This is a genomic window from Proteus sp. NMG38-2 (genome assembly GCF_020640995.1).
GTDB lineage: Bacteria > Pseudomonadota > Gammaproteobacteria > Enterobacterales > Enterobacteriaceae > Proteus.
Genome location: NZ_CP085481.1, coordinates 1,941,300 through 1,957,528 on the forward strand (window position 1 = coordinate 1,941,300; position 16,229 = coordinate 1,957,528).

The 16,229-nt window shown below is 34.8% G+C and carries 19 protein-coding genes; 8 read left to right on the forward strand and 11 right to left on the reverse strand.

The window, feature by feature from the left end; translation table 11 throughout:
* Window positions 1–18 precede the first annotated feature (18 nt).
* Window positions 19–1,707, reverse strand: coding sequence for a YdgA family protein (locus LG402_RS09245; protein ID WP_166541293.1), 1,689 nt, complete (start codon window positions 1,705–1,707; stop codon window positions 19–21).
* 579 nt (window positions 1,708–2,286) lie between these two features.
* On the opposite strand from LG402_RS09245, the gene fumC reads away from it, so the two are divergent.
* Window positions 2,287–3,684, forward strand: coding sequence for a class II fumarate hydratase (fumC, locus tag LG402_RS09250; RefSeq protein ID WP_166541292.1), 1,398 nt, complete (start codon window positions 2,287–2,289; stop codon window positions 3,682–3,684).
* An 80-nt stretch (window positions 3,685–3,764) separates the two neighbouring features.
* Entirely contained in the window at window positions 3,765–4,121 is a 357-nt protein-coding gene (locus tag LG402_RS09255) for a hypothetical protein (RefSeq protein WP_162556989.1), read from the forward strand.
* A 12-nt stretch (window positions 4,122–4,133) separates the two neighbouring features.
* On the opposite strand, the gene tus is transcribed toward LG402_RS09255, so the two are convergent.
* The 3 genes from tus to LG402_RS09270 all read right to left on the reverse strand — a co-directional run bounded on the left by tus (window position 4,134) and on the right by LG402_RS09270 (window position 6,804).
* The gene (gene tus / locus LG402_RS09260) at window positions 4,134–5,063 is read right to left on the reverse strand and encodes a DNA replication terminus site-binding protein (protein WP_227336832.1); all 930 of its coding nucleotides are present in this window, start codon (window positions 5,061–5,063) and stop codon (window positions 4,134–4,136) included.
* 176 nt (window positions 5,064–5,239) lie between these two features.
* Window positions 5,240–5,410 carry a hypothetical protein gene (locus LG402_RS09265; RefSeq protein WP_166541096.1) on the reverse strand — a complete coding sequence of 57 codons (171 nt, stop codon included), beginning with the start codon at window positions 5,408–5,410 and terminating at the stop codon, window positions 5,240–5,242.
* Between the two features lie 110 nt (window positions 5,411–5,520).
* Window positions 5,521–6,804, reverse strand: coding sequence for an MFS transporter (locus tag LG402_RS09270; RefSeq protein ID WP_166541290.1), 1,284 nt, complete (start codon window positions 6,802–6,804; stop codon window positions 5,521–5,523).
* Between the two features lie 125 nt (window positions 6,805–6,929).
* On the opposite strand from LG402_RS09270, the gene LG402_RS09275 reads away from it, so the two are divergent.
* From LG402_RS09275 to bioD, 3 genes are all read left to right on the forward strand, one after another.
* The gene (locus LG402_RS09275) at window positions 6,930–7,844 is read left to right on the forward strand and encodes a LysR family transcriptional regulator (protein WP_166541289.1); all 915 of its coding nucleotides are present in this window, start codon (window positions 6,930–6,932) and stop codon (window positions 7,842–7,844) included.
* 129 nt (window positions 7,845–7,973) lie between these two features.
* Window positions 7,974–9,185, forward strand: a complete 1,212-nt coding sequence (locus LG402_RS09280) for an ROK family transcriptional regulator (RefSeq protein WP_166541288.1) — start codon at window positions 7,974–7,976, stop codon at window positions 9,183–9,185.
* A 196-nt stretch (window positions 9,186–9,381) separates the two neighbouring features.
* A complete protein-coding gene (gene bioD / locus LG402_RS09285; protein WP_072068031.1) occupies window positions 9,382–10,053 on the forward strand; it encodes a dethiobiotin synthase in 672 nt (223 codons plus the stop codon).
* Window positions 10,054–10,343: 290 nt separating this feature from the next.
* Here bioD and LG402_RS09290 read toward each other — a convergent pair whose 3' ends face one another.
* The 4 genes from LG402_RS09290 to osmB form a co-directional block, all read right to left on the reverse strand.
* Complete coding sequence (locus LG402_RS09290; RefSeq protein WP_072068032.1) at window positions 10,344–10,580, reverse strand: DUF1161 domain-containing protein; 237 nt, start codon at window positions 10,578–10,580, stop codon at window positions 10,344–10,346.
* Window positions 10,581–10,633: 53 nt separating this feature from the next.
* Window positions 10,634–10,990, reverse strand: coding sequence for a DUF1283 family protein (locus tag LG402_RS09295; RefSeq protein WP_166541287.1), 357 nt, complete (start codon window positions 10,988–10,990; stop codon window positions 10,634–10,636).
* A gap of 100 nt (window positions 10,991–11,090) precedes the next feature.
* Window positions 11,091–11,840 carry a bifunctional NADP-dependent 3-hydroxy acid dehydrogenase/3-hydroxypropionate dehydrogenase YdfG gene (gene ydfG, locus LG402_RS09300; protein WP_109408296.1) on the reverse strand — a complete coding sequence of 250 codons (750 nt, stop codon included), beginning with the start codon at window positions 11,838–11,840 and terminating at the stop codon, window positions 11,091–11,093.
* Between the two features lie 533 nt (window positions 11,841–12,373).
* On the reverse strand, window positions 12,374–12,595 hold the full coding sequence (gene osmB / locus LG402_RS09305) for an osmotically-inducible lipoprotein OsmB (protein WP_006536908.1): 222 nt from the start codon (window positions 12,593–12,595) through the stop codon (window positions 12,374–12,376).
* Between the two features lie 229 nt (window positions 12,596–12,824).
* Between osmB and tehA the strand changes: the two genes are divergently transcribed.
* Window positions 12,825–13,811 (forward strand): dicarboxylate transporter/tellurite-resistance protein TehA, encoded by a 987-nt coding sequence (gene tehA / locus LG402_RS09310; RefSeq protein WP_227336833.1) that lies wholly within the window; start codon window positions 12,825–12,827, stop codon window positions 13,809–13,811.
* 105 nt (window positions 13,812–13,916) lie between these two features.
* Here tehA and LG402_RS09315 read toward each other — a convergent pair whose 3' ends face one another.
* Entirely contained in the window at window positions 13,917–14,210 is a 294-nt protein-coding gene (locus LG402_RS09315) for a hypothetical protein (RefSeq protein WP_166541285.1), read from the reverse strand.
* 151 nt (window positions 14,211–14,361) lie between these two features.
* A complete protein-coding gene (locus tag LG402_RS09320) occupies window positions 14,362–14,865 on the reverse strand; it encodes an AAA family ATPase (RefSeq protein ID WP_227336834.1) in 504 nt (167 codons plus the stop codon).
* Between the two features lie 61 nt (window positions 14,866–14,926).
* Between LG402_RS09320 and LG402_RS09325 the strand changes: the two genes are divergently transcribed.
* On the forward strand, window positions 14,927–15,229 hold the full coding sequence (locus LG402_RS09325) for a hypothetical protein (RefSeq protein ID WP_227336835.1): 303 nt from the start codon (window positions 14,927–14,929) through the stop codon (window positions 15,227–15,229).
* 97 nt (window positions 15,230–15,326) lie between these two features.
* Entirely contained in the window at window positions 15,327–15,581 is a 255-nt protein-coding gene (locus tag LG402_RS09330; protein ID WP_166541095.1) for a hypothetical protein, read from the forward strand.
* A 98-nt stretch (window positions 15,582–15,679) separates the two neighbouring features.
* On the opposite strand, the gene LG402_RS09335 is transcribed toward LG402_RS09330, so the two are convergent.
* On the reverse strand, window positions 15,680–16,102 hold the full coding sequence (locus LG402_RS09335; protein ID WP_227336836.1) for a hypothetical protein: 423 nt from the start codon (window positions 16,100–16,102) through the stop codon (window positions 15,680–15,682).
* Window positions 16,103–16,229: the final 127 nt, after the last annotated feature.

Consider the following 16,229-nt stretch of genomic DNA (forward strand, 5'->3'; position numbering starts at 1 on the left):
ATTTTAACAGAAACTTAATTATTGTGCTGGTTGTTGCTCAGGAATTAAGATTTCTTGCTCTTCGATAATCGCTGGATCTTCAGTCATCTCTTCTTGATAACCTTCTTCTGAATAATCAGAATCATCGTAATCGTAAGATGATGCACCCATGCCGAATAACATAGCTGCTAAACCTAACATTTGAGGAGCTTGAGTAACATCCATAAACTCATCAAAAGTATAGGTTTTACCATTCATGGTAAATTTATCAGCAGCATAGTTCAGTTTCAGGCTTAATGCTTTACCATCTTGTGCAAGTAGCATCAGAGGTAATGCATCTTTCTCATCTTGAGAAATTTGATTGATATTTTGCTGTAATTCAGTTTTTAACTGTTCAATATCAGTCGCTGTTGCTGTTTCAATTTCTTTTTTCTCTTCATCAGTTAATGCGGTTTCTTGGTAACGAGCTGCATCAAGGTATTGAGTGGTGTTACGGAACTCAGCTAACATTGGAAGAGATAAATCAATATTGAAATCGATGTTTTTAAACAGATAGTTAAATAATTCTGCTGGTGATTTTTCTTGGCTTTCTAATACTTTAACGTTAAACGCATTTAAGTCTAAGTTAAAGTTTAGTTTACTTACACCGCTTTTATTGGTTAAAGACGCTTCATCGATACGGAAAACTAAGCCTTTCTCCAGTACATCACGAACGGCTTTTTCTACAATATCATCGTTGCCATAATGGTATTTATTCCAAGGTAATAACGAATTGTTATAAACTTTGGTTAATAGCAACATTGCATCAGTATCAGCTTTATCAATTGAATAGCCGAATTTACCTGCACCAAATTCAAGTCCTGCAACATTCAGTGACTTAAAGTAATAAGTTTGAGAAATGTTAAAGAGCTTATCTTTGATATCACTTTTGGTTGTCAGAGAAAAATCTTTCAGTGAAAAATCAGAGGCTTTGTCTTTACTGGTATGTGCAATTTCAGCAAAACTTAATAACTGCTCATTAAATAAATATTGATCGTTGTTAACTTTAGTTCCAGCAACAGAACCTGCAATATTTTTAATTGTGAAAGTTTCTTCGCCATCTTTAGTCACAACAACTTGATCACCTTTTACAGAGGTAGTGAAGTTGGTTGCGGTTTTATCTGATGAGAATTCAATTGTTAATGGTGTCGTTTTAACTGTGCCACCGTTTTCAGCGAAATCGATAGGATTTAGTTTAGCTTCACCTGATACTGCACCATCAAAAGCTAAAGATGTATGGATATCAAAAAGAGATTTATCCTTAGTCAGTTTGAATAATTCTTTAGTTGTATCATTGTTGACCAACGTATTATTCATGGCCGCTAATTTTGGTGCTAAATTAAATTTAGCCAAATCAGAAAGAGGGAATGGGCCGTGATCAATATCAGTAGTGAAGATAATCTCTTCTACTTTTTTATCCTGGTCTTCAACGACTTCACTAGCATCTTTTGAAATCACGACAGCAAAGTCTGCATTAGAGGTGAATACCCCTTTTTTATAGTCACGAATTTCAAGTTTAATATCAGCGCCAAATTGTGCATTTTTAGCAAGTTGCGCTAATTGGACATTAGCTAGTTTCGTTTCTTCCTGTAAGCGACTTTCAATTTTGCTGCCCATGTACCACGACGCACCAGTCCAAACAACACCTAGTGCGACGATAACACCAACAGCGACAAGCGATTTCTTCATAATTCTAGTCCATCCTCTGTGTACATCTGGCGATGTACGTTATAAAGGCTGTTTTGTAACCCTTAAACAACCCGATAAATTGGTGATAAATTTTACTAAATTTAAATATAGATAATCCACATATATACATCGCCACCTATATTAACTGTAAATATAGATTTAGTGGAATAAAATCGCAATCAGAACTTACTTAGTTACTCGCTAACATAATGAGTTTAAAGCAAAATGGATATGATTTATAAGATAATTCAAATAATCATTAAAACTCTCTTTTTTACTCATTTTTCGATTTAGACAATATTTAATTGTGATGTGATTCTATTTATGATGAATAATAAAGGCTCATAATAAGTATGGATATAAATATGAAAGCTTAAATAATAACATTGGCAATAAAATAAGATTGCTAATCGTACTTTCCCCAAAAAATCAACAGATTTCATTCTGTTATAAATTTCATAAGCTCGCTTTAGCTCTCATATTTATTATTCTGTTTATGGCATGATACTGGTATCCGAGTTATTTACTAGAAAGTGATTCGGAATTAATCAATTATTCTGTGTACTTAAGGAGATTGAAATGGCAGCCACTCGCATTGAAAAAGACTCAATGGGACAAATCGAAGTACCAGCTGACCAGTTATGGGGAGCTCAAACGCAGCGTTCTCTTGAACACTTCCGTATTTCAGTTGAGAAAATGCCTGTTGCACTTATCCATGCGCTTGCTATCACAAAGAAAGCAGCCGCAGGTGTTAACATGGATTTAGGTTTATTACCAAAAGAGCGCGCTGATGCAATTATCGCAGCCGCAGATGAAGTGCTTGCAGGTAAACACCCAACTGAATTCCCATTAGCAATCTGGCAGACCGGTTCTGGCACTCAATCAAACATGAATATGAATGAAGTGTTAGCTAACCGTGGTAGTGAGATACTTGGTGGTATCCGTGGCATGGAGCGCAAAATCCATCCGAATGATGATGTTAATAAAAGTCAAAGTTCAAATGATGTGTTCCCAACTGCCATGCATGTCGCTGCTGTTATTGCATTACGTCAGGATTTATTGCCAGAATTAAAATCACTGCTGAAAGTATTCAAAGAGAAAGCAGAAGCTTTCCATGACATCGTTAAAATTGGTCGTACTCACCTGCAAGATGCGACACCACTGACATTAGGCCAAGAGATCTCTGGTTGGGCTGCTATGCTTGAGCACAACATCAAACATATCGATGACTCTGTTCCTCATGTTTGCGAATTAGCACTGGGTGGTACAGCCGTTGGAACAGGTTTAAATACTCATCCTGAATATGCTGTTCGTGTGGCTAAACGTATCGCTGAATTATCAGGTCAACCATTTGTCACTGCGCCTAATAAATTTGAAGCCTTAGCAACTTGTGATGCATTAGTTCATTCACATGGTGCATTAAAAGGTCTGGCTTCTTCATTAATGAAGATTGCTAATGACGTGCGTTGGTTAGCATCAGGCCCTCGTTGTGGTATTGGCGAAATTGCTATTCCAGAAAATGAGCCAGGTAGTTCCATCATGCCAGGTAAAGTTAACCCAACACAGTGTGAAGCATTAACAATGTTATGTGCTCAAGTAATGGGTAATGACGTTGCTATTAATATTGGTGGTGCGTCAGGTAACTTTGAATTGAACGTTTATCGTCCAATGATCATTGATAACTTCTTACAATCAGTTCGTTTACTGGCTGATGGTATGCGTAGCTTCAATGAGCACTGTGCAATTGGTATTGAACCAAATCGTGAGCGTATCAATAAATTACTTCATGAATCATTAATGCTAGTGACTGCATTAAATACGCATATTGGCTACGATAAAGCAGCTGAAATTGCGAAAAAAGCGCATAAAGAAGGCTTAACGCTGAAAGAATCTGCGCTGAAACTGAACTACCTCACATCGGAAGAATTTGATAGCTGGGTTCGTCCAGAAGATATGGTTGGTAGCATGAAAAAATAAGTGTATATAACACTTATTTAATGCAGAAATTAAATCCCGCTATCATGGCGGGATTTTTAGATCGTTTTGGGACGACAATAATGAATGAAGAAATTATTTTTACTGCAACCGAAGTAAATTGTTACGTTGAAGATGATGTTACTATTATTGGAATAGGGGATGATCCTGTTTCACCTGAGCACTTTGTCATTCTTTCAAGATTTGATGAGGAAGAAGAAGATATTGATAATTCCATCGGTTTAATGACGCATTTATCTGATATAGAAGCCATTAATAGCCTTGAACATATTACATTAACACGAGAGAAAATTATTTTTGTATTAAAGAATAATCTCATGATCTCTATTGATTTGAAAATTGAAGATAATCAATTTGCTCATATTAATGATTATCTCATACAAATTCTTAAAGGAAGTTCAATTAAGCTCATTAATTAACTTTTTAATTGATTATATTTCAAGATATAAATGCATTCTTGGAATAATCAGTTGTAGTTTCTTAGCTTTAGGGCGATGGCGAATTTGAATGTTATCGGCATCATAATCAGGTAATTCGCCAATAATCGGTTTAAAATCGCTCTCTTTATCAATATAGAAAGCCAATAAAGGCAATGGGCAAGCATATTGTACTTGTTTTTGAAGCTCTGAGTACCAAACACGAGCAATAGGTTGTACTTTTACAGGGCGCTTTATTTTTAATTTTGCATTTTCAGGTAATTGAGAAAGGGTGATTATCTCTTTATCAATACGTTCTGCCCATTGTTCACTGGTATATGGCGGAACCGCACGATTGGCTTCACGACTTTTTTCTAATTGAGCCAATACGTCATTGCGCGTTAAATTTTTAATAATATTTTTATTTGCCCAACCAAAGCGTACAGTATCAGGATCAGACAACAAGGTGAGGGTGCGATAAGCATTTAGCGTAATTAAGCCTTTTAACTGATTATGAACAAAATCAAAACGTTCTTCTTTAGAAATCCCAGATTTTTTAGTCACGATATCAGAAAGCTGTTTTTTTAATGAGTTAATACGTTCAACGTCTTCTTTTACTGACTTAAATTCATTGTTACTGGTACTAAAGCAAAGCACACCAGGTAAACGAATAGCACGCTTACTGCTTATATGCGGTGCATTATCATAAATAAATAGGTTGGCCATTAGTTTTAAGGCAATCTCGCGGGCCCTTTCATCATAACTAGGTGACACCGTCACGTGTATAACATCATCATGTTCTTCTTCTTTCGTTACATCGGGTAATTCAAAAACAGCAGAAGGCAATAATGTTAGTTTTTGTAGCTTTTCTGTCAGAGTATTTATCTCGTTCTCTAACTGCTTAAAACAGAGATTAAATTGTTCAATTAAATCATATTTGCTCATCTTAATATCCTTATTTAGTTACAACATACAATTGGCCTTTATTTAAAACAATACATTGAATTCAGTGAAAAGTACATCGCTTAGCAGAGGGAAATGTCAAAAACACGGCATACTGTTTATTTATACAGTATACCGTAAAAAGGGCATATTAGGATGGTGTTTTTCCTAAAAAGGGATTATTTGATGGTTTTTAAATCAAAGACAGTCTGTTTTTCACTCTGTTGTGCTAATGAATCATGAGTAACATCACAATCTGGTTTTGTTGGTGGGCAGTGTTCTGTAAACGCACTCGTAAGAGATGTAAAAAAGAGAAATAGCAGAGTAACGGATAGTTTTATAATTGGCATAATCGTTGTTCCTTCTTAAAGAATAAGTTTATACCTTAAGAAAGAAGTGCAAAATCGACAACATTAAACCGTATTAATCCGCTTTTGCACTTTATTCATTATCAATGAATTTACTGGGCAACTTTGTTTAAGTGTAATGCTATTAATAAGGCAATTAACATTAAAAGAGCTATAAATAATCCTACACCCAACCAACCGAAACTCACCCAGAATAATCCCCCTAGAGTACCTGCAAGGCTAGAGCCCGCATAGTAAGTAAAAAGATAAAGTGAAGAGGCTTGAGCTCGTCCTCGTTTTGCACGGCGACCAACCCAACTACTTGCGACTGCATGTGCAGCAAAGAAACCTGTTGTTAAGATAAGCATACCGACGAAGATAACTGGCAATGATTCAATTAAGGTAATCAATATACCTATTAACATCATAGAGATACCCGCAATAAATACTTTGCCTAAACCATATTTAGTGGTTAGTAATCCCGCTTTTGATGCACTATAAGTGCCACTTAAATAGACAATGGAAATCAATCCCACAGTTGTTTGGCTTAATGAATAGGGGGCATCTAATAAACGATAGCCAATGTAGTTAAATAAAGTGACAAATCCGCCCATTAATAAACCACCTTCAATAAATAACAGAGGTAATCCTTTATCTCTAAAATGCAATTTTGTGGTAATAAGAAGGTTGCGCGGTTTTAATGTGGTAGGCCTAAAGTGCTTTGAAGCAGGTAATATCTTCCAAAAAGTAATCGCAGCAAAAAGGGCAAAAATACCGAGAATAACGACAGATAAACGCCAAGAGTAATAATCACTTAATACCCCAGTAATAACACGACCACTCATTCCTCCAATAGAATTACCACTAATATATAACCCCATTGATAGAGCTAAGTAGGCAGGGTGGATCTCTTCGCTTAAATAAGTCATTGCCACCGCAGCAACGCCACTTAATGAAAGCCCCACTAAGGCGCGAGTAATTAAGATGCCTGTCCAACTATTCATTGTTGCACTTAATAATGTAAAAAATGCAGCGCAAAATAATGCAATGACCATGACATTTTTACGCCCAAAAGCGTCTGAAAGTGGACCTGTGATTAATAAACCACATGCCATTAATGCGGTTGAAAGTGAGAGCGCTAGACTACTGGTTGCTGGACTAACAGAAAATTCGTTAGATAACACTGGCAATATGGGTTGCACAAAATAGAGTAAGGCAAATGTCGCTAAACCCACCATAAAAAATGACACTGTCACTTTTATATACAGTGCATCATCACGTTGAATATAGTGTTTTGGGTTAGATTGGCGATGAGCTGGCTTTTCTATACATGATGTATTGTCTGAAATATCAGTGCCTAAGCTCATACTTTTACTGTCTATTTCGTGAGTATCCATATTGATTAAACTTCCATTACTTAAATTTGATTTATGTCAATGTTAGAAATATTTGATTTTTTTGTCTAATATATTAATCATTAGAAATAAGACTTTTAAAGTATCAATGCTAAAGTGAGAGAAATATGAATATTGAATTGAGGCATTTACGTTATTTTATTGCTGTAGCGGAAGAGCTTCATTTTGGCAAAGCAGCAGAAAGATTAAATATTTCTCAACCACCGCTGAGCCAACAAATACAAGCACTTGAAAGTGAAATAGGGGCCAGGCTTTTAGAACGAACTAATCGTTCTGTTGCACTAACACCAGCAGGGCAAATGTTTTTAAAAGAGTCTTACCAAATTATGGCGCAGGTCAACGCAGCTGCAACACGTGCAGCTAGAATGGAAAAAGGTGAGTTAGGTGAAATATCTATAGGTTTTACATCAACGACACCTTTTATGCATTTAGTAACGTTGAGTTTAAGGCAATTTAGAGAAAATTATCCTGAAGTTGGTATTCATATGCATCAAATGAATACAAAGCAACAAATATCACCATTGCTTACAGGGCGTATTGATCTGGGTATCATGCGAAACACCACGTTACCCGAAAATTTACACCACCAGCTATTGTTTCGAGAGCCTTTTATTTTGGCTGTTTATGAAGGGCATCCATTACTTGCTTACAAAGAAACAGGCGTTAATATTCAAGATATTGGGCAGTATCCTTTTGTTTTCTTTGAAAGAGATGTTGGTACAGCCCTTTATGATGAAATTATTCAATTACTAAGTTTGTCAGGAATTACGCCAACTATTGCACAAGAAGCCGGTGAAGCTATGACGATTTTAGGGTTAGTTGCTGCAGGACTAGGCATCTCAATTGTGACTAAATCTTTTACTCGAATGAAAGTCGATGGTGTGCATTATTTACACTTCGCTAATTCACAAGCATTTTCTGAAGTTTGGTTAGTTTCTCATAAAAAACGCACAATACCCGCGGCAGCAAATCGATTAACGCAATTGTTGTTAAAAAATATCTTAGATCACCAAAAATATTGATTTATCTGTGTTTTTGATCACGCTTTTTATGTAAGTATTGTACAATTATCACAAATTGACGACATAATCGGTAATGAATTATTTGGAGCCTCGAATTAATTATGGCTTCTTAATTAAGGATGACATTCAATGGGGAACCAACCTAGCCACATCGATCACGTGAAACAGTTTAACCTTGGCACAGTCTTTCGTTTGATTGATGAACATGGCCCCATTTCCCGTATTTCACTGTCAAAAAAAGCAGAACTGGCTCCAGCGAGTATTACCAAAATTACGCGGGAATTAGTTGAAGCTCATCTTATTCATGAAACAGAGTTTCCGGATGTGGGATTTCGTGGCCGACCTGCGGTCGGATTAAAATTAGAAAGCCAAGGGTGGCAATTTCTCTGTATCCGAGTCAATAAAGGTAATTTACTTTTTAGTTTAAGAGAACTAGACAGTAAACTTGTTACTGAAGACACGTTTGATTTTCCTAAAGAGAACAGTGATAACTTTCTTACTCATTTTTTACTTGCTATTGATGAATTTTTCGAACGCTATCAATCACATGTTGAAAGGCTGACGGCCATCAGTATTACTATGAATGCGATTATTGATCCCATTAGTGGGGTTATTCATAGTTCTCCTTATTATGATATTAAAGATGTTCCTCTTGCTGATAAAATTCATGAAAAAACAGGCGTTTCTGTTTTCTTACAGCATAGTGTCACGGCCTGGACAATGGCTGAATCTTTATATGGTGCGGCAAAAAACAATACAGATATTTTGCAAATTGTCATTGATGACATTGTTGGTGCCGGAGTGATTAGTAATGGGAGGACATTACATTCTCATAGTCACAGTGCGGTTGAAATTGGGCATACTAAAGTCATCGACTCTGAAAATAGCTGTTATTGTGGGGCGAAAGGATGTTTAGAAACCGAAATTGCTATTCCTCAATTAATTAAAAAAGCTCAATTATTGGCACAAGAAGATCCCACCTCGTTGCTAAACAAATATCCTATTACCATAGAAACATTGTGTGATGCAATATTAGTTGGAGATAAACAAGCCCTTGAAGTCGTGCATTTAGTTGCACAGCGATTAGGTTTTATTCTTTCTGTGATGATTAATATCTTTAATCCACAAAAAATATTAATTGGTTCGCCACTTTGTCGAGCTAAATCTATTCTTTTTCCATTGATTTTAAGTCATGTTCAAAATCAGGCCATGCCTCGTTACGCCCAATCATTAATTATTGAAGAAACAGAATTAAGAAATAAAGGTACTTTACCAGCAGCCTCATTGGTTAAAGAGGCTCTGTACAACGGTTCTTTGTTAATTGAGTTGATGCAAGGCTAAATGAAGTGCAAAAAATCGTAACAGAAGTGTTTTGCAAGCGTAAATACCTCAATTGATCATTAACGAATTCTCTATTTTCGACCAATTAACTAAAAAATTGAGCTACCTCAAGCCACCAGAAACAGTGTTACCCTAAACTCTAATCTCTGTCATTTTTTATGAACCTGATTTATCTGTCATAACGGAAGTAAATTATATGTTAACACGCTTTTTTGTTACGGGGACAGATACCAACGTGGGTAAAACTGTTGTAACCCGAGCACTTCTTCAGTCATTAAATCGTGGCGGGTCAACGGCAGTGGGTTATAAGCCTATTGCAACAGAATTACATGAAACGGCTGATGGTGAGCGTAATCGTGATGCAATGATTATTCATAATTCATCGCCAGTTGAAGTTCGCTACGACGAAATTAATCCTATTTTGCTTGATAATTGTTATGTTAGCGAAAATGAAATTGATTTTAATAAAATTTCAAATGAGCTCGATAATTTAAGTAAAAAAGCAGAGTGTGTTGTTATCGAAGGTAATGGCGGTTGGCGTTATCTACTCGATGATAATACCTTTTATTCTGATTGGGTGGTAAAAGAACAAATTCCAGTTGTTTTGGTTGTTGGTATTCAACCAGGCTGTGTTAATCACTCAATATTAACAGCACAATCTATTATCAACGATGGTTTGAAATTAGTCGGTTGGGTTGCTAACAGAATAAATCCAGGATTACCTTATTATGCGAAAATTGTGGAAAGGCTGTCTCAGCATATTCCTGCGCCGCTGATTGGTGAAATCCCGTATTTATTACGTCCTGAAGAACGTGATCTCTCTTGTTACCTTGATTTAAGTCAGTTGGAAATCGCTGTACCTGCTTAAGAGAGAATATAAATAAGTAACGAAGTGGATTGAGTTGCCTGTTTTTTAACGGAGCCAAACTTGTTACTTTTAAACGCCTGATGAGTAAATTCATTGGGTGTTTTTGTTTTTTCTGAACTTTGCTTAAAACTGGAATAATGATGAAAAAAAACGACAGAATTAAAGTAAATATGGAAAAAAATAAATAAAATGATTTTAAATCAGTAAGATACTCATTCATATTGAATGATAAAGAAAAGGGCGCTAATAATTGCGCCCTTTTTTAATTACAAGTTTTTATCAGCAGTACATTAATGGCGAGTATAGATGATCTTCTTAGTGTCATTCTCGCAAGTGCCTACCACTTTACCTTCTGTTTGTGCAACTTGGTCGTTTTCAACGACAGTTAAAGTAAAGTTAGCTGCGGGCACACCGTTATTAACGATTTTTTGTTGAATAGATTCAACGACTTCATCACAACCTGCATTTGCTGCTAAAGGGGCAAATGCTACGAGGGTTGCCATTACTGCAAAGATATATTTTTTCATATTACATTCTCCTTGTTTTACAACGCAAAACATCACTGTTTTACACGATTTTCTTATGGATTAACAGGGCGCCCAGTATTACTGTCTAAACAACGGCGGGTTTCAGGCTCCCAATAAGCGTAGACATTTGCACTTTTCAGACAAGCATCTCGCTCATCAATGGCTTTATCTACTTTATTAAATTCAATTTTTTCTCGCTGATTGACTTGAGTCCGAAGCTCACGCTTTTGATCCCAGTCTTCTTTCAGTTGTCGAGCTTGTTCTTTATCTAAGACATTGTCATAGCCATTACCATTAATGGTTACATTGGTAGAGGCGGCAATAGAAGAAAAAGAAGACACAGATAAACCAAGAAATAAGGAGAACAATACGGTTCTTACCATTGGTTTCTTAGTTAGTGTATTGATCATAGTTGCTATCCTCTAAAGTTATGTCGCTATTACTGTCAATGACTATTATATCTTAATAATTATAGCTGATGCCTTAATAAAAAATGATTTTTCAGTGCGTTTAGTTTTGACGATGAACACTTAACCCGGCAAATGATTGACTAACGGGCATCATTTCTAAGGTATTAATATTAACATGGGCAGGTAATGTTGCTGTCCAATACACGGCTTCTGCAACATCTTCTGGGGTTAACGCATTTGCATTTGCATACGTTTGTTCAACTTTGTCGCTATCACCTTTAAAACGAACTAATGAGAACTCGGTACCACCAACAAGGCCAGGTTCAATATCGGTAACACGTACCTTTTTACCTTGTAGATCAGCTCGTAACCCTAAGCTAAATTGTTTAACAAAAGCTTTAGTTGCCCCATAAACATTACCTCCCATATAAGGCCAGGATGCAGCGGTTGAGCTAATATTAATGATATGGCCTTTGTTTCTTTCCACCATCAAAGGAAGAATGGCACGAGTAACATGAACAAGACCTTTATTATTCGTCTCGATCATCGTATCCCAATCATCGAGACTGGCTTTATCTGCGGTGTTTAAGCCTAACGCTAAACCAGCGTTATTCACTAACACATCGATTTCGCGCCATTTTTCAGGTAATTGAGTGTAAACCTCACTAACGGCTTTTTTATCTGTAACATCTAACTGTAATGGATAAAATTGCTCACCTAATTCTTTATGTAAGTTGTTAAGCTTATCTAAACGGCGAGCAGTACCAATAACTTTGTGTCCATGGCTGATAAAATGACGAGCAATGGCTTCACCAAAGCCAGCAGAAGCACCCGTGATAAAAATAATCATTTAATTACCCTCGATAGTTATAATAATTGAAAGTAAAAGGCTATCACTAAAAAGAGTCAAGTTTAAAAGTAAGGATTGTGATAAATCAGCCTAAAAACAAGGTTCTTTTATGATGTGAAAGATTTTTATCTTTAATAGTAACTTGTATTTTTGTTTTTAACTGACAGAACAAGAGGTGTTTATTTAGTCAATTTTTGATTAAAAAATAAGGGAGACAAAGAGAATGCCTTGCATCACGGCAAAACAAATAAACTAAGTAAAAATAGGGCGATAATAATAATGATACTGCCAATTACGGCAATTACCAAGGTGGGTGATAAAAGAAAACAGAAGTAACACAAAATAAGGGTCACTACGATATGAATCAAATCACTAAACGACTTATATAAAACGACGGCAGTTTTTTTTAATTGAAAGAGAAACGATTTATTCATATCACACCAAAATAAATGCAGATTATCTGATTGTGACTCGTTGCTAGACTGAGCCGAAATAATGAAGACCCAGTCTAGCAGAGAATAAGGATAGAAAGGTTATTTTTTACCAACTTGATGGCCAATAACGCCACCTAAAACACCACCGCCAATAGTACCCAATGCACTACCGTCAGTTAAAATAGCGCCACCAATAGCACCAGCACCGGCTCCAATTGCTGTATTACGGTCGCGTTTTGTCATGCTGGAACAGCCAGCAAGAGAAAAAAGTAGAACAGAAGCGACACACAGTGTTCCAATCTTTTTTAGCGTGATATTCATTTTTATAAACTCCAAAATAAAGGACAATATAAAGATATCGTTATCGTATTCATACAAGCATCAGAATATTCGGGAACACAAGGAGGGAATAGTCTTAAAATGAGTTGTTATTGATAACACATATTTTAAATGCATTTTATAAAAATAAATTTTATTATCTCTATTATTATTTGATGTTCAGAATAAAGCATCAATGTATTATGTCATTTACATGAGTTAACGTAACAATATGATATTGATAAATAAATTAAAAACACTCTCTTCACAGTTTGCATCAGGCTATTTTGGTGTTGTATTAGGGATGATTGGTACGGGAATGGCATGGCGCTATGCAGCTAAAGAGCATAATTATCCAGCTTATATTGGTGAAATATTTATTGGTGTGGGTTGCTTGGTTTGGTTAATACTTACGCTGTTTTTGCTTAGTAAATGGCTATTTCATCGACAAGCAATTCTTAATGAAATTAAACATCCGGTTGCCAGTGGATTTACTAGTTTATTTCCCGCAACGACAGTCTTAGTCTCGATAGGACTAAGCCCATATTTACCTTTATTTTCTTTGATATTGTTTATCATCGGAGCAATTGCTCAGCTTGGGTATTCCAGTTGGTTGATTGGTTATCAATGGAAGGGTGAATATCCTAAAATGGCGACCACACCAGTGTTATATTTACCAACTGTCGCTAATAACTTTATCTGTGCCATGGCATGTGGTGCATTTGGTTTTAATGATTTGGGTATTTTATTTTTTGGGGCTGGCGTATTTTCGTGGTTAAGTTTAGAACCTGCTATTTTAAAAAGAATACGTAGTGAAGGATTAATGGATGAAAAATCACGGCTATCATTTGGTATTCAATTAGCACCCGCTTTGGTTGCCTGTAGTGCTTATTTGGCTATCAACGACAACCATATCGATTTCTTCGCAAAAATGTTATTAGGTTATGGGTTATTACAACTCTTATTTATGATGAGATTAATTCCTTGGTTTGTGAAACAACCGTTTTCATTACCATTTTGGAGTTTTTCTTTTGGTGTTTCAGCATTAGCAAAAGCCTCATTAAATATGAGCATGACATCTAATAGTCATTTTATGCAGTTATTATCAATGGCTTTATTTGTTTTTGCTAATGCCATTATTTTATTACTTATTTTTCATTCATTATTATGGGTTTTTAAAGGATTGAAACAATTATATAGCCCTTCTAAAGTGGTATGAATATCACTCAAAAAAGGAGAAGAGCCTAAGTAAAAAATTAGGCTCTTTTTGTTTAATACAGGGAATAATCAAAAAAATAAGTTAGAAATCTAATATTATCATGTATTAAATTCTAATAGGCTTCCTGCTTAAAATAGCGACAGTATTACCGATAAACATGGCAGAGTAATATAAAGGAACATAAATCAAACCTAACGCAACCATCATAATACCAATCGATAACATCAATGCCACTGTGGGATCTGGTGATGTTAATTCTAAAAACCCTTTATCTAATCCAGTTAAAAATACTTTTTCTTGTAATCTTGCATATAACCATGAAGCACCTACAAGAACAGAGCCAAACCAAAAACTTAACCAACATAATGCAGAAGTAAAAGACATCATATTACTTTTCATTATTTATTTTCCTTGTCAAATAAAGCACACAATGAGTAATGATATTTTTATAAAGATAAGATTTTAAATTATAGCGATAAATTGAAATAGATAAATACACATATAGGTAAATAACTCATTAATATTTAAAAAATGTGACATTATTAATTATCTATTTATTTTTAAATTTCTTATTAAATATTTCTACGCATAAAGAAATATCATTAATAACAATCACTTTTGAAGATAATTCAGGGTGGTTATTAAAGAAAGCATCTAAACGTTTATCATATTGCTTTGAAAAGCAAAGAAGTTCCCACGTATTCACTAATGTTTCTTTAGGTAATTGGCGCTTAATTCTATTAATAAATAAACGCTTTATTAAGTAATTAACACGTTTCCAATAAGGAATGTCTATTCTAAAAATAACAGTGCAGTCATTAAGAAAGGGTAATAAACGTTTGTCGTAAGCACCTTCAACGACCCATTTATCTGTTTCTCTAATAGCATTTACTTGAGATGTTATAAAATTCTCACTATTTTTATGGAATTCATCTCCAGTCATATCCCAATAAATGGCATCAAACGGATATACAGGTAAAGATAATGCGATAGCGAGTTCTTTAGATAGCGTTGTTTTCCCTGCGCCAGAAGGGCCCATAATGCAAATCTTCATTTCTTTTTCAATAAGTTGCTTTAAGATAAGAAGAGTATAAGGGGAAATAGGGCTAATAACGATGAAAAGAAAACTAGTCAAAAGAAATAAACGTTGGTTGATGGAAAAATATCACCTTTCACAACAACTATTTGCACCACTAACAGTTATTTTAAAAGAAAGTGAATTAGAGTCACAAGCAAATCGATATTATCGCTTATGGCGACGCGGTTTAATTAAAGAAGATTGGCGCCATGCCACTTTTGAGACTGGTGTTGTGACGGTGCCTCAACGTAGACTTGATGGACGCGTGATTTATCACGATAAAATTTATAACAAAGAGTTAGTGCCATTAGAATACCAAGATCAATGGAAAGCATTTTGAAATTTATAAAGCCAGTAGAGTCAGAATAAAGCTAATTTATTGTTGATTATTAATGAGTTAAAAAATAAAAGGGTAAAAAGACAGGTTTAGGTTAGATATGGATAAAATAAAACAGCAATACTACCAGCAACAGCAAGCTCTCGTTGATGACATACAAAAGGGCATTGCTTTAAATCGAGATTTACTAGTATTAAGGGAATTACTTTTATCCTATAAATACAATGGAATGACTCAAGATATAATGCGAGATTGTTTAAATCAATTACGAGTTATTGAGGATGAAGACACTATTTTAGATTTACTTGATTTTGTCGAAGGTTTTTGTTCCTTAGATTGGAAAATATATCCCTGAAAACTGAAAATATCTGTAGTATTTCTTTTTTTATTGTTTACCTCATATCATCTGTTTTTATCAAAACATAATTTTAGTAAATGCATGAGTTTCTATAATTAGATGTGATGTTTTGAATTATATTTTTTGATCTGATAAATAAAATAGCCTATTGCCAATGGAATAATAAATGGAATAATTAGGATAATGTAAAATATTATCCCACCTCTAGCACCTGAGTTATTAATATATTCATTAAAGGTATATTTTGAAAAATAGTGGAGCAGTATATTATCACTGCATCTTTTAGCAAATGGAAATAACGGAGTACAAAGGCAAGCATAAACAATCATTAAAATAAATTTATCTCCATGATCACTTAATGCATAAATCAAAGGGATAAAAATAAAAAGGCTAAGGAGTAGTTTTCCTAAAAAATCCCAACTTTTAACAAAAAGACGAATAGGGTGATTTTTTCTTTTTATCAATATGTTATGACGTGTTATTTTTTCTTTGGTATAATTTTTACCACTTCTACTCATTGAATTTCCCTGTAAAAGAAAATAAAACAGTCGTTAATTTATCTCTTATTATAAACATAATATACATATATTTTTATATATTAATGAGTTAAATATACAGGCTAGTAGAAACAGATAAAATATCATT

Coding starts and splice junctions, on each gene's coding strand:
- LG402_RS09265 (WP_166541096.1), bottom strand. CDS start 5,410: ATGCCAATTATAAAACTATCCGTTACTCTGCTATTTCTCTTTTTTACA.
- LG402_RS09330 (WP_166541095.1), top strand. CDS start 15,327: ATGGATAAAATAAAACAGCAATACTACCAGCAACAGCAAGCTCTCGTT.
- LG402_RS09290 (WP_072068032.1), bottom strand. CDS start 10,580: ATGAAAAAATATATCTTTGCAGTAATGGCAACCCTCGTAGCATTTGCC.
- LG402_RS09295 (WP_166541287.1), bottom strand. CDS start 10,990: ATGATCAATACACTAACTAAGAAACCAATGGTAAGAACCGTATTGTTC.
- LG402_RS09280 (WP_166541288.1), top strand. CDS start 7,974: ATGGGGAACCAACCTAGCCACATCGATCACGTGAAACAGTTTAACCTT.
- LG402_RS09255 (WP_162556989.1), top strand. CDS start 3,765: ATGAATGAAGAAATTATTTTTACTGCAACCGAAGTAAATTGTTACGTT.
- LG402_RS09275 (WP_166541289.1), top strand. CDS start 6,930: ATGAATATTGAATTGAGGCATTTACGTTATTTTATTGCTGTAGCGGAA.
- tehA (WP_227336833.1), top strand. CDS start 12,825: ATGATATTGATAAATAAATTAAAAACACTCTCTTCACAGTTTGCATCA.
- LG402_RS09335 (WP_227336836.1), bottom strand. CDS start 16,102: ATGAGTAGAAGTGGTAAAAATTATACCAAAGAAAAAATAACACGTCAT.
- fumC (WP_166541292.1), top strand. CDS start 2,287: ATGGCAGCCACTCGCATTGAAAAAGACTCAATGGGACAAATCGAAGTA.
- LG402_RS09270 (WP_166541290.1), bottom strand. CDS start 6,804: ATGGATACTCACGAAATAGACAGTAAAAGTATGAGCTTAGGCACTGAT.
- LG402_RS09315 (WP_166541285.1), bottom strand. CDS start 14,210: ATGAAAAGTAATATGATGTCTTTTACTTCTGCATTATGTTGGTTAAGT.
- LG402_RS09320 (WP_227336834.1), bottom strand. CDS start 14,865: ATGAAGATTTGCATTATGGGCCCTTCTGGCGCAGGGAAAACAACGCTA.
- LG402_RS09325 (WP_227336835.1), top strand. CDS start 14,927: ATGAAAAGAAAACTAGTCAAAAGAAATAAACGTTGGTTGATGGAAAAA.
- tus (WP_227336832.1), bottom strand. CDS start 5,063: ATGAGCAAATATGATTTAATTGAACAATTTAATCTCTGTTTTAAGCAG.
- ydfG (WP_109408296.1), bottom strand. CDS start 11,840: ATGATTATTTTTATCACGGGTGCTTCTGCTGGCTTTGGTGAAGCCATT.
- LG402_RS09245 (WP_166541293.1), bottom strand. CDS start 1,707: ATGAAGAAATCGCTTGTCGCTGTTGGTGTTATCGTCGCACTAGGTGTT.
- bioD (WP_072068031.1), top strand. CDS start 9,382: ATGTTAACACGCTTTTTTGTTACGGGGACAGATACCAACGTGGGTAAA.
- osmB (WP_006536908.1), bottom strand. CDS start 12,595: ATGAATATCACGCTAAAAAAGATTGGAACACTGTGTGTCGCTTCTGTT.